This is a genomic window from Stenotrophomonas sp. PS02297, from assembly GCF_029959705.1.
In the GTDB taxonomy this organism is placed as follows: Bacteria; Pseudomonadota; Gammaproteobacteria; order Xanthomonadales; family Xanthomonadaceae; genus Stenotrophomonas; species Stenotrophomonas nitritireducens.
In genome coordinates this window covers 1-12,100 of record NZ_JASCOS010000106.1, presented here as the reverse complement: position 1 = coordinate 12,100, position 12,100 = coordinate 1, and the positions used below count along the sequence as shown (strand labels likewise).

Here is a 12,100-nt window from a genome sequence, read left to right as displayed (position 1 = left end):
CCACCTTCAACGAGGCCAACATCACCTTGCTGGTGCGGCTGCTCTACGGCAGCACGGGCGCGCGGGCGGGGCGCGCCGCCGCCGACGCCGCCGCGCGCGCCACCGGTTCGACGCATTTTTCCAGCCTGGCCTTTTCCGACCCCGAGATCAGCACGCCGCTGCTGCAGCAGGCGCACCGCCTGGGCTATGACGCGATCAAGGCGGCCCGGCCGACGCTGCCGGTCGGCCTGACCCTGACCACCCAGGACATCCAGTCGGTCGGCGACCCCGCGCTGGTGGAGGCCTATCGCCAGCAGCTGTATGGCGACTGGGTGGAGGTGGCGCGCACCCATGCCGATTTCTTCGGCGTGCAGACCTACACCCGCTTCCGCGTCGATGCCGGCGGGATCGTGCCGCCGCCGGCCGGGGCGGAGACGACCGACGCCGGTTACGAGTTCTATCCGCAGGCGCTGGCCAACACCATCCGCTGGGCGCATGCGGCGGTCGGCAAGCCCATCTACGTCACCGAGAACGGCATCGCCACCGACGACGACGCGCGCCGCATCGCCTTCATCGACCAGGCGCTGGATGGCGTGCGCGACTGCCTGGAAGCGGGCATCCCGGTGCACAGCTACCTGTACTGGTCGTTGCTGGACAACTTCGAGTGGACCTCCGGCTACGACAAGCATTTCGGGCTGGTGGCGGTGGATCGGCAGACCTTCAAGCGCACGCCGAAGCCAAGCGCGCATCACCTGGGCGCGATCGCGCGGGCGAACCGGATCTGATGCGCTCCCGCCACGGCCGCACGCGCCGCCGTGGCGGGAAAGCGCGCCGCCCCGCTCCGGCACCGCGCGGCGCGCGCGATGCTCAGAGCGCGGCGTAGACCAGCGGCCGCAGCATGTCGCGGGCGGGCACCGCGCCGGCCGGCATCAGCTGGGTCATCAGCGTCACCGACAGGCCCAGCGACGGCGTGGCCCAGAATCCGGTTCCCGCCGCTCCGCCCCAGCTGTATTCGCCGCTCGACCCGCGACCGTCGCGGTCGTCGAGCCGGGTGATCCCGCCCAGCGCCTGGCCGACGCTGCCGGGGGCATACCCGCCAAAGCGCTGCAACGCCGGCCACAGCGGCGCCTGCGGCCCATGCGGCGCCATCACCAGGCGCGCCGACGCCGCGCGCATGACCCGGACCCCACCGCGCGCGCCGGCGCCGGCCAGCATGTCCACGAAGCGGCCATAGTCTTCCAGCGTGGAAACCAGCCCGGCGCTGCCGGCATCGGCGAACAGCCGCGTCAACGGCAGGCGCTCGCTGCCATCGGCCACGCGTACCAGGCCGCCGGCGCGCGGGTTGTACAGGCCGGCCAGGCGGCCGGCATGTTCCTCCGGCACCTGGAAGCCAGTCGCGGCCATGCCCAGCGGGTTGAAGATGCGGCGTTCCAGGAAGGTTCCCAGTCGCTCGCCCGTGATCCGCTCGATCACCAGTCCGGCGATGTCCAGGCCGTAGCCGTAGAGCCAGTCCGAGCCGGGCTGGAACGCCAACGGCAGGGCCGACAGGCGCTGGGCGAAACCGGCCAGGCCACCGATCGCGGGATCGTACATCCACGCCGCGGCGACCAGCCCGGCCTGGCGGTACAGCGGCGCGACCCGTGCATCGCCCCAGCTGTTGGCCAGTCCGCAACTGTGGGTCAGCAGGTGCGCCAGCGTCATCGGCCGCGCCGGTTCCCGCGCATCGAGCGACGCGGTGGCCACCTGCAGGTCGGCGAACTCGGGCACGTAGCGGGCCACCGGATCTTCCAGCGCCAGCCTGCCGTCCTCCACCAGCATCACCATGGCCGCGGCGACCACCGGCTTGGTCATCGAATAGATGCGGTACAGGCTGCCCGCGCCGACGGTTTCGCGGCCATCGATGTACGCCTGCGCCAGCACCTCGCCCCGCCGCGCGATGCGCAGCGAGGCGAACGGCAGGCGCCCGTCCTCGACCAGCCCGCGCAGGCGCGCGACGACCGTGTCGAAGCGGCCACCGGCGGCCAGGGCGGGAGCGGCACCGACCAGCGCGAGCGCGCCGGCCGTGCCCAGGAAGCGGCGGCGATCCAGCATGGCGGCTCTCCCCTGGCCGGCGCTCAGTCCGGCGTCGCGGCGTGCGCCTGCGCGCTGGCCACTTCGCGCTCGGCCTGGGTGAAACCATAGTCCGGCACGACCTGCCCGGTCGGGTCGGAGACCTGCCGCCAGGCGGCCATCAGGCGCTCGCCGGCATCCTCGCCTGCGCCGATGTAGCAGCCCTCGGTCAGGGTCACGTAGGCGCGGGCGAAGTGGCCGGCGCCAGCGCAGACGATGGCGCGGGTCGGTGCATCCTCCACCACCAGCGGCAGCAGCGCCGGGCTGACCAGCGCCGGATCGAGCGCCTGCAGCTGCGCCTCGGGCAGGATGCCCTCCATCATCCGCGTGTACGCGGTCGGCGCCAGGCAGTTGACGCGGATGCCGTACTTGCTCCCCTCGATGGCCAGCGTCTGCATCAGGCCGGCCAGCGCCATCTTGGCCGCGCCATAGTTGGCCTGGCCGAAATTGCCGTACAGGCCCGAGGACGAGGTGGTCATCACGATGCGGCCGTACTGCTGGGCGCGCATCGTCTCCCATACCGCCTTGCTGCAGATCGCCGCACCCATCAGGTGCACGTCGACCACGCGCCGGAAATCGTCCAGCTCCATCTTGGCGAAGCTCTTGTCGCGCAGGATGCCGGCGTTATTGACCAGGATGTCGATGCGCCCCCAGTCGGCGAGGGTCCGCTCCACCAGCGCCGCCACGGCTTCGGCGTCCGTCACCGAGCCGGCAAGGGCCAGGGCCTGGCCGCCGGCCGCGCGGATTTCCGCGGCCACCGCCTCGGCGGCGTCCAGCCCCAGATCGTTGACCATCACCCGCGCGCCCTTGCGCGCGAGGTAGAGCGCGTGTTCGCGGCCCAGGCCGCCTCCCGCCCCGGTGATGACCGCCACGCGGCCGTTCAGCGGCATTGCCATTGTTCGATTCCCCTTGCTGTGGATGGTGAAGGGGAGCCGGCCGCGTTCAGCGGGCCTTGCGGCCTCCCCGTGGTTTGCATATCTGCCTGAAGCCGGCGGCCATGAACGTGGCCATGCGCGCCTTGACCGCGTCGTAGTCGTCCGACTGGCACAGGCCGCCGGACAGGCGATCGATGCGCCCGGTGCGCGCCAGCGTCAGCATCAGCGCGCCGGTGACGAAGTGGTAACCCCAGAAGATGTCCTCCTCGGCGCACTCCGGCATCGCCTTCTTCAGCAGGTCGATCAGGCGCAGCACCACCGGATCGAAATGCCGGTCCATCAGCTCGGCGCCATAGGACGTGTTCGAGGCCAGCGCGCCGAGCGCGCCGTAGTTCTTCCAGTTCTCGCCGCCCTGGATGTAGAGGTCCAGGTCGGTGTCGAGGAAGGCATGCAGCGCGCCCTCCACCGTGGGCTTGCCGCCACTGGCCGCCTCGTACTCGTCCAGGGCCTGCATGCGCAGACCGCTGGTCACGTCCGCCCGGCGCGCTATCACCGCATCGAACAAGGTCTGCTTGTCGGTGAAGTAATAGTTGAGCAGGGTGTGGTGGACGCCGACCCGGTTGGCCACGTCCTTGAGCGTGACCCCGTACAGGCCATGCTGGGAAAACAGCAGCTCGGCGACGTCGAGGATCTGCTCGGTCATCTCCGCGCGCTGCTCGGCCTTGGTCGCGCGTCGGGGCCGGGTGCCGGCCGGTTGCGGTTTCTTCCTGCGTCCAGGCCGGGATACTGTGTCCGTTGACACGCTTGCGCCTCCAGTGCATCGCACGGCGCACGCGGCTGGGCGACAGCGCGTTCATTGCCCCTTGCCGGCGGCGCCGTATTCGGTTCTCAGGCGCATTTTGTCAATTTTCCCGGTCGCTGCCAAAGGCATGTGATCCACCCGCACCACCGCGTCGGGCAACCACCACGACGCCACCCGCCCGCGCAGCGCGTCGAGCAGCGCCGCATCGGTCAGCGCGCAGCCGTCGCGCAGCTCCACCAGCAGGATCGGACGCTCGCCCCATTTGGGGTGCGCGCGGCCGATCACCGCGGCCAGCGAGACCTCGGGCCGCTCGCCGACGATGCTTTCGATTTCCCCGGGGTTGATCCATTCCCCGCCCGACTTGATCAGGTCCTTGGCGCGCCCGGTGATGACCAGGCTGCCATCGCCGTCGATGCGCGCCAGGTCGCCGGTATCGAACCAGCCCTGGGCGTCCACCGCCGGCTGCACCTGGCCGAAGTAGCACTGCACCACGCTGGCCCCGCGCACGCGCAGGTGGCCTTCCACGCCGCGCTGTTGCGGCAGTGCGTTGCCCTCGGCATCGGTCAACAGCAGGTCCACGCCGATGGACGGCCGCCCGGACAGGTGCGCCGCCCGCTGCCGGTCGCCCGGCGGCGCCACGGTACCGGTCGGCGACAGCTCGGTCATGCCCCAGCTGGTCTGCACGCTCACGCCCAGGCGTTGTTCGATGCGTTCCATCAGCGCCGGGGCCATCGGCGCGCCGCCGACGATCACCCGTTGCAGCGTCGGCACCTGCCCACCGGTGGCCTCCAGGTGCTCGAGCAGCGCCAGCCAGACCGTGGCCACGCCCAGCGCCACGGTGACCGACTCGGCATTGATCAGCGCCGCCAGACTGGCGCCGTCCAGGTGCCGGCCCGGCAATACCAGCCGCGCACCCACCGCCGGCGTGGCGAACGGCACGCCCCAGCCGTTGGCATGGAACATCGGCACCGCCAGCAGCACGCTGTCGCGGGTGGACAGCGCCATGGTGTCGGCCTGCAGCGCGCGCAGCGTGTGCAGGAACACCCCGCGATGGGTATAGGTCACGCCCTTGGGCGCGCCGGTGGTACCGGAGGTGAAGCACAAGCCGCACGGTGCCTGCTCGTCGAACCCGCCCCACCGGACCTGGCCCTGCGCCTGCTCGACCAGCGTTTCGAACGGCGCGACGACCTGCGTGCCGCCGCCCTCCAGTGCGTCGCCGTCGATCGACAGCACGTGTTCCAGCGTGGCTACCCGCGCGGCGATGCGCCGCGCCAGCGGCGCCAGGTCGGCCGACACCAGCAGCGCGCGCGCGCGCGACTGCAGCAGCATGTCCACCAGGTGCGCATCGCTCAGGCGCGGGTTCAAGGTATGGCAGAACGCGCCCATGCCCATCGACGCGAACCAGGCTTCCACATGCGCCTGCGTGTTCCAGGCCAGGGTGGCGATGCAGTCGTCGGCGCCCAGGCCCAAGGCCACCAGCGCCGCCGATGCCTTGCGGCAGCGCCGCGCCAGCGCGGCATAGCCGATCCGCTGCACGGCGCCGTCGCCGCCGGCGGTGACCACTTCCACATCGGGGTGCCACTTGGCGCCGTGGTCCAGGAACTTGTCCAGAGTCAGCGCGAAGTCCTGCATCTGGCCGTGGATCAAGGACATCCTGCCATTCCCTCCGGCAGCGGCGGCGCGACGATACCGACGTTCCAGTGCCACGGCAGGCCGCCGTGCGCACGGCGCCGGCACACCACCGTCTCCACCAGTTCGTACATGCCGGGCTTGAGATGCTCGCCGGGCACCGGCACGGCGCCGAACGCCATGTAGGCCTGCGCCTGGCCGAAGGCCGGCCATTCTGGCATGCCCGTCGCGGCGGGTATGCCGGTGCGCGCGAACGACGCCCAATAGCCGGCCATCGCCGCGGACAGGCTGGCCTCGGCCGCCGTATCCGGGATCTGCGGCCACCACGGCGGCGTCGTGCGCAGCGTGCCGAACAGATAGGGCAGCTCGCCGGCGTGGAAGGCATGCAGCCCAGCCGCGTCGGCGGTCGGGTAGCCATGGTCCCAGTAGTACAGGTAGGCGCGCTGGCCCAGCGCGGTCTGCTTGCGCACCAGCCGTTCCGCGGTCCAGCCGTACATCGCGTCGCGCGTGGTCGCCAGCATGGCCGCGTCCAGGTCCTGGCCCGGATAGCGCTGCAGCATCGCCTCGGCCAGGTCGCCGTAGCGGGCGCGGATCTCGGCCGCGTAGGCCGCGCCATCGGCCGGTGCCGGCGGCAGCAGGAAGCGCAGCGAGCGGATCTCGCCATCGTTGTAGCCGGCCAGGATCGGCACCGGCGCCTGTTCGCCGCGGTCGAAGGCCTCCACCGGCTGCAGCGGCAGCACCTTGCCGTCGACGTTGGCCAGCGGCAGGAACGCGGAGGCCGCCGCCTTGGCGGTCAGCTCCTGCGCGTCCATCGCGCGCAGGCGCGCCAGCCCGCGCACTTCGATCTTGCGGCTGAGCTCGAGGCCGGACTGCTCGGCCGCCGGGGTGCCGTGCACGGCCGTGCGCAGCGCCGGCGTCGAGATCATGTAGGCGCTCTGGGCGACGGCCTTGTGGAACAGCCCGCGCGCGTCGGGCGCGGCCATCAGGTACATGACGCTCAGCGCGCCGGCCGATTCACCGGCGATGGTGACATTGCCGGCACTGCCGCCGAAAGCGCCGATGTTGCGCTGGATCCAGCGCAGCGCCTGGATCTGGTCGAGCAGGCCGTAGTTGCCGGACACGCCGTCGGCCGACTCCTCGCTGAGCTGCGGGTGCGCCAGGTAGCCCAGCACGCCGAGGCGGTAGTTGATGCTCACCACCACCAGGCCCTGGGCGGCCAGCCGCGCGCCGTCGTACATCGGTTCGCTGCCCGAGCCGCCGGTCAGCGAGCCGCCATGGATCCACACGAACACCGGGGCGTCCTTCGCGTCGGCCGGCGCCCATACGTTCAAGGACAGGCAATCCTCGCTGGTCGGCAGCGGCTCGCCCGGCGCGTACAGGCTGCCCGGGCGCGGCGCCGGCTGGATGCAGGCCGGGCCGAAGCGGGTGGCATCGCGCACCCCCTTCCACGCCGCGGCGGCCACCGGCGGCCGCCAGCGCAGCGCGCCCACCGGCGCCTGCGCATAGGGAATGCCGCGGAAAGCGTGGATGCCGTCGGCCAGCGCTTCGCCTTTCAGCGTGCCGGCCGGGGCCTGGACCTGCGGCGCCGCCAGGGCCTGCGCGCTGCACAGCGCCGCGGAAACGGCCAGCGCGCGGATGAGGGTACGGATCATGGATTTGCCTCCTGCAATGCCTGACAACGGATGCTGCGCGCCAGCCACAGGAACAGGGCGATGGCCAGCACGTAGAACGGAATGAGCGTGTAGAACGCCATCTGCAGCGAATTGTGCGGATGGCTGGCGCGGAAGAAGTCGCTGGCCGCGCCCAGCCAGGTCGGCCCCAGGCCGAGACCGATCAGGTTCATCACCAGCAACAGCAAGGCGCCGGACAGCACGCGCTGGTTCGGGCGCACGTCCTCCTGCACCAGGGTCACCGCCGGCGACAGGTAGAAATAATTCAGCCCGGTCGGCAGCAGCAGGAACAATAAGGCCAGCCGCCAGCTGTCCACCCAGACGAAAGCGACGAATAACGGCAAGGCCAGCATCAGGCCCACGGCCGGCAGGTAGGCGTAGGCGGTCCTGGAACGCCGCGCCAGGCGGTCGATCAGGCGCCCGGACAGGACCATGCCCGACATCGTGCCGAGTCCGATCACCAGCGCGTACCACAGCGCCACGTCCTCCAGGCTCATGCCCTTCTCGCGCATCAGCAACAGCACGGTGAAGTTGATCATGCCGTAGGTGACGAACTGGGTCGCGCCGCAGGCCAGCGCCATGCCGCGCAGTACCGGGTTGGCGAAGAACGCCCTGCAGGTCTGGCCCAGGCCCGGCCTTGGCTCCAGCGCCGCGGCGGCATCGCCGCTGTCGGCGGGCTGGTCAAGCCCTCCCTTCTTCGGCTCGCGCACGAATGCCCACACGCCCACCGCGGTGACCATGCCGATCACGCCGACCCACACGAAAGCCAGCCGCCAGGAATAGGCGGCGGCGATCGAGGCCCCGAAGGCCACGCCCAGCGCCTGCCCGATCGGCGGGCCGAGGTTGAACAGGCCCAGTGCGGTACCGCGCGTACCCGAGGGGAAATAGTCGGAGATGATCGCGTAGGACGGCGGCACCCCGCCGGCCTCGCCGACGCCCACGGTCATCCGCGCCAGCACCAGTTGCGGATAGTTGGCGGCCAGCCCGCAGGCGGCGGTGGCCGCGCTCCACAGGGCGCAGGCGAAGGCCAGCACCCGCACCCGGTTGGCACGGTCGGCCAGCCAGCCCACCGGGATCGCCAGGATGCAGTAGAACATCGCGAAGTACAGGCCGCCGATACGGCCAAGCTGGCCGTCGCTGATCCCCAGTTCGTCCTGGATCGGCTTGGCCAGGATGGACAGCAGCTGCCGGTCCAGGAAGTTCAGCACATAGACGAAGCACAGCACCGCCAGCACCAGCCAGGCCGCCACTCCCGGGCGCGCAGCTGGCGCGCCCGGGGGGGCCGGAACGACACCGGCCATCAGAACGTGTACCCGACGCGCACGCCTACCGTACGCGGCCGCACTACGCCGTAGCGGCCGTCGATGAAGGCCTCCGGATGCACGTAGTTGACCGAGCGGTCGTCGAACAGGTTCTCCACGTACAGGCCGACGGTGGTGGTGCCGAAGGCCGCGGCCACGCTCGCGTTCACCACGGTGTGGGCCTGGGTGTAGTCGAACGTCGGGCTGACCACGCCGGGCTGGCCGGGGACATGGGGGAACGCGTTGGGGTAGGCGCCGACGTGGGCCACGGCCAGCGAGGCATTGCCCTGGGCGTTGCGCGGCAGGTCGAAGCTGTAGTTGGCCGTGGCCGAACCGCTGAACTTCGGACCCGACAGGCGTGCGTCCTTGACCGCGCCGGACATCGCCGCCTCGGCCGGAGTCAACCGGTCCACCCGGGCCTGGTTGAACGCGCCGTTGAGGGCGAGCGTCCAGCCCATCGCCGGCATCGCCATCAGCTCGAACTCCAGCCCGCGGCTGTAGGCGCCGCCGATGTTGGTGGCGAACTGCACCTGGTCGGACACGCGGTTGGCCTGGACCTGGATGTCACTCCAGTCGATGTAGTAGAGCGCGAAGTTGGCGGCCATGCGCCCGTCCAGCCAGCGCCCCTTCAAGCCCAGCTCGTAGTTGGTCAGTTTGTCCGAATCGGCACCGTACGGAATGATCAGGTCATCTGGATCCATGGTGCTGGCCGAGCCGGCGCGGGCATTGACCACCGGCGCGCGGAAGCCGGTGGCGACCGCCGCATAGGTGGTGATCGACGGAACCGGCCGCCACGAAGCGCTGACCCGGTAGGACGGACCGGTCTCGCGCGCCTTGGCGCCAGTGGCCGCCTCGACCGGGGTGATCGTCACCGGCAGTCCGCAGACGCCGTAGAAGCTGCAGTAGTAGGCCAGCGTCAGGTAATCGCTGCTGTAGCCGCCCTCGCGGGTGAAGCCCTGCGCCTGGATGCTGCCGTAGCGCACCCCCGCGGTCGCCCAGACATCGTCGCTGAAGTGCCAGGTCAGCTGGCCGAACAGCGCCTGTTCCCTGGTCACGTCGTAGGTGTGGTAGCGCAGGTAGTACTCGTCGGGCAGGCCGGTGATGCCGCTCTGCGCCAGGTACTGCTCATTGGAGCGGTAACCGAAGAACACGTCGCGGTCGCGCTTGTAGTGGAAGCCGCCCAGCACCCAGTCCAGCGGGCCGTCGGTGTCGGACACCAGCCGCACTTCCTGCACGAAGGTACGGTTCTCGCCCGGCCCGTCCAGGGCGAAAGCCAGGGCCTGGTTGTAGGTACCGGCGAGATCGACGTTGAACAGCGCCTTGTAGTCCGACCAGGTCGAGGAACTGGTCAGCTTCACCCCATCGAACTGGTAACCCAGGGTGAGGTTGTAGTTGGTCATCGTGCCGGTGAACTTGTCCGGCCGGTCCGAGCGGCGCTTGTCCTTGCCCAGGTCCGGATTGACCAGGGACGAATCCTCCGGCGTGCTTTCCTCGCGCGAGAGCCGCATCTGCGCCGAAAGGCGGTCGGTCGGCTCCCACAGCAGGGTGGCGCGGCCGCCCCAGCTCTTGAGCGAGTTGGCGTTCTTGACACCGGTACCGACGTTGTCGATGTAGCCGTCTTCATTGCGCGAGAAACCGACCACGCGCAGCGCCATCGTGTCCTCGGCCAGCGGGATGTTCAGCATCGCGTTGTAGCGCTGGCGCAGCGCGCCGGAACCGGTGACGCCGAGGTCGACCAGCGCCGATCCCTCGAACACATTGGGATCCGGCGCATGGGTCAGGATGCGCAGCGCGCCGGCCAGCGAGCCGGAACCGAACAGCGTGCCCTGCGGCCCGCGCAGGAACTCCACCCGCTCCACGTCGTAGAGACTGGGGTCGAGAATGGTCGAGTTGCCGTTGGCCGAGATCGGCAGTTCGTCGATATAGATCGCCACCGTGCTCTGCAGGCCAGCGCCATAACCGTTGGTGGCGATGCCGCGCGCGGTGAAATTGTTGAAGTTTGCGCTGGCACGGTTGAGGATCACGCCCGGCGTTTCATAGGCCAGCCCTTCGTAACCGACGACACCCTTGGCATCGAGCTCTTCCTGGGACATCACCGACACGCTCAGCGGCACGTCCTTCAGCGGCTCGCTGCGACGCGTGGCGCTGACGATGACGGTATCCAGCTCATGGGCCTTGGCGGTCTCCCGCTCGCTCCCTTCCCGGGCCTGCTTCTCGATCACCGCCGTCGTGGCCTGCGCCAGAACGGATACCGGCATCGCGAGCAATGCGGCCATTGATGCAACTGCAAACGTACGACTTCCCATACACAGACCCCCTCCCAGAGTGCTGACTCAGCAAGACGCTTCGAACCGGATACTGCGGGCTGGCGGGGGCCGATGTCAACACTCACTCACACGAGCGTGAATATTATTCGAGGCCATCGCCGGATTACCCGCTGCAGCGCTGGCCACGCCCGCCGCGACCGGCTCCGTTCGCGCGCTGCGACCGACCACCGGCGCGTCCGCGAAAGGCCCCTGCACCGCCCGCAGCGCCATGCCTTGAACCGGCCGCGCTTTGCCGCCAGTCTTGAGCCATGTCCGACACACGCCTCACCCTGCCGCACTGGGACGCGCTGGCCGAACTGGCCGACGACGCGCTGCCCCTGCTGCCCACCGCGCTGCTGATCGCACGCGACGAATACCCGGAACTGGACCCGGCCCGCTACGACCGGCTGCTGCAGGCCCATGCCGACCACCTGCGGGTGGAGGTGGACGCCATCGCCGAGTGGCCGCTGAAGGTGGCCGCCATCAACCACCACCTGTTCAACGAACTGGGCTACAGCGGCAACCACGACGCCTACTACGACCCGCGCAACAGCTACCTCAACGAGGTGGTCACGCGCCGGCTCGGCAACCCGATCTCGCTGGCCCTGGTGCAGATGGAAGTCTCGCGCCGGCTCGGCCTGCCGCTGGAAGGCATTTCCTTCCCCGGACACTTCCTGGTGCGGCTGCCGGTGGAGGAAGGGGTGCTGGTCATGGACCCGTTCAATGGCGGCCGCCCGCTGGGCGTGGACGAACTGCGCGAGCGCGCGCGCAGCAACCTCGGCGGCGAGACGCCCGACGACCAGGTGCTGGCGCAGATCCTGGACCCGGCGCCGGCGCGCGCGATCCTGATGCGCATGCTGCGCAATCTCTACGGCGTCTACGCCGAACGCGAGGAATGGGATCGCGCCGCGCGCAGCGCCGACCGCATCCTCAAGCTCGCCCCCGAACAGACCGAAGCACTGCGCGACCGCGGCCTGGCCTACCTGCGGCTGCAACACCTGGCCGGCGCCCGCGCCGACCTTTCGCAATACCTGCGGCTGGAGCCGGACGCCGCCGACGCGGCGCAGATGCGCGAACGCCTGATCGACCTGGGCGGCGAGCGCCCCCAGCTGCATTGACCCCGTAGAGCGGGGCAACGCCCCGCTGGGGCTTCACCGGGAAAGCTCCGCCGGGCGCTGCCCGGCGCTACAGAACCCTGTCCCGTGCAGAGCGGGGCAACGCCCCGCTGGGGGCTTCACCGGGAAAGCTTCGCCGGGCGCTGCCCGGCGCTACAGAACCCTGTCCCGTGTAGAGCGGGGCAACGCCCCGCTGGGGCCTCACCGGGAAAGCTCCGCCGGGCGCTGCCCGGCGCTACAGAACCCTGTCCCGTGTAGAGCGGGGCAACGCCCCGCTGGGGCGTCGCCGGGAAAGCGCCCCGGGCATCGCCCGG

General features: G+C 70.3%; 9 protein-coding genes. 2 read left to right on the top strand and 7 right to left on the bottom strand.

All coding sequences use genetic code 11. The features are described from left to right. The coding region (locus tag QMX80_RS15625) for a family 1 glycosylhydrolase (protein ID WP_282278028.1) at positions 1-764 on the top strand (764 nt) is incomplete at its 5' end. Between the two features lie 82 nt (positions 765-846). Here the strand turns inward: QMX80_RS15625 and QMX80_RS15620 are convergent. The 7 genes from QMX80_RS15620 to QMX80_RS15590 form a co-directional block, all read right to left on the bottom strand. After that, positions 847-2,070 (bottom strand): serine hydrolase domain-containing protein, encoded by a 1,224-nt coding sequence (locus QMX80_RS15620; protein WP_282278026.1) that lies wholly within the window; start codon positions 2,068-2,070, stop codon positions 847-849. A 23-nt stretch (positions 2,071-2,093) separates the two neighbouring features. After that, positions 2,094-2,984, bottom strand: a complete 891-nt coding sequence (locus QMX80_RS15615; protein ID WP_273082404.1) for an SDR family NAD(P)-dependent oxidoreductase — start codon at positions 2,982-2,984, stop codon at positions 2,094-2,096. Between the two features lie 46 nt (positions 2,985-3,030). Beyond that, positions 3,031-3,666 carry a TetR/AcrR family transcriptional regulator gene (locus QMX80_RS15610; RefSeq protein ID WP_055771714.1) on the bottom strand — a complete coding sequence of 212 codons (636 nt, stop codon included), beginning with the start codon at positions 3,664-3,666 and terminating at the stop codon, positions 3,031-3,033. Between the two features lie 150 nt (positions 3,667-3,816). Beyond that, positions 3,817-5,418: an AMP-binding protein gene (locus tag QMX80_RS15605; protein ID WP_282278024.1), complete on the bottom strand. Its 1,602-nt coding sequence runs from the start codon at positions 5,416-5,418 to the stop codon at positions 3,817-3,819. Then, positions 5,409-7,046 carry a carboxylesterase family protein gene (locus QMX80_RS15600; RefSeq protein WP_282278023.1) on the bottom strand — a complete coding sequence of 546 codons (1,638 nt, stop codon included), beginning with the start codon at positions 7,044-7,046 and terminating at the stop codon, positions 5,409-5,411. The genes QMX80_RS15605 and QMX80_RS15600 overlap by 10 nt, the downstream gene beginning before the upstream one ends. Further along, positions 7,043-8,365 (bottom strand): MFS transporter, encoded by a 1,323-nt coding sequence (locus tag QMX80_RS15595; protein ID WP_282278022.1) that lies wholly within the window; start codon positions 8,363-8,365, stop codon positions 7,043-7,045. The genes QMX80_RS15600 and QMX80_RS15595 overlap by 4 nt, the downstream gene beginning before the upstream one ends. Then, entirely contained in the window at positions 8,365-10,641 is a 2,277-nt protein-coding gene (locus tag QMX80_RS15590) for a TonB-dependent receptor (RefSeq protein ID WP_282278021.1), read from the bottom strand. Before QMX80_RS15590 ends, QMX80_RS15595 begins: the two co-directional genes overlap by 1 nt. 299 nt (positions 10,642-10,940) lie before the next feature. Between QMX80_RS15590 and QMX80_RS15585 the strand changes: the two genes are divergently transcribed. After that, positions 10,941-11,789: a SirB1 family protein gene (locus tag QMX80_RS15585; protein ID WP_282278019.1), complete on the top strand. Its 849-nt coding sequence runs from the start codon at positions 10,941-10,943 to the stop codon at positions 11,787-11,789. Positions 11,790-12,100: the final 311 nt, after the last annotated feature.

Excerpts from the sequence above, each read along its gene's own strand:
- QMX80_RS15590 (WP_282278021.1), bottom strand. The coding sequence starts at position 10,641 with ATGGCCGCATTGCTCGCGATGCCGGTATCCGTTCTGGCGCAGGCCACG.
- QMX80_RS15595 (WP_282278022.1), bottom strand. The coding sequence starts at position 8,365 with ATGGCCGGTGTCGTTCCGGCCCCCCCGGGCGCGCCAGCTGCGCGCCCG.
- QMX80_RS15620 (WP_282278026.1), bottom strand. The coding sequence starts at position 2,070 with ATGCTGGATCGCCGCCGCTTCCTGGGCACGGCCGGCGCGCTCGCGCTG.
- QMX80_RS15585 (WP_282278019.1), top strand. The coding sequence starts at position 10,941 with ATGTCCGACACACGCCTCACCCTGCCGCACTGGGACGCGCTGGCCGAA.
- QMX80_RS15605 (WP_282278024.1), bottom strand. The coding sequence starts at position 5,418 with ATGTCCTTGATCCACGGCCAGATGCAGGACTTCGCGCTGACTCTGGAC.
- QMX80_RS15600 (WP_282278023.1), bottom strand. The coding sequence starts at position 7,046 with ATGATCCGTACCCTCATCCGCGCGCTGGCCGTTTCCGCGGCGCTGTGC.
- QMX80_RS15615 (WP_273082404.1), bottom strand. The coding sequence starts at position 2,984 with ATGGCAATGCCGCTGAACGGCCGCGTGGCGGTCATCACCGGGGCGGGA.
- QMX80_RS15610 (WP_055771714.1), bottom strand. The coding sequence starts at position 3,666 with ATGACCGAGCAGATCCTCGACGTCGCCGAGCTGCTGTTTTCCCAGCAT.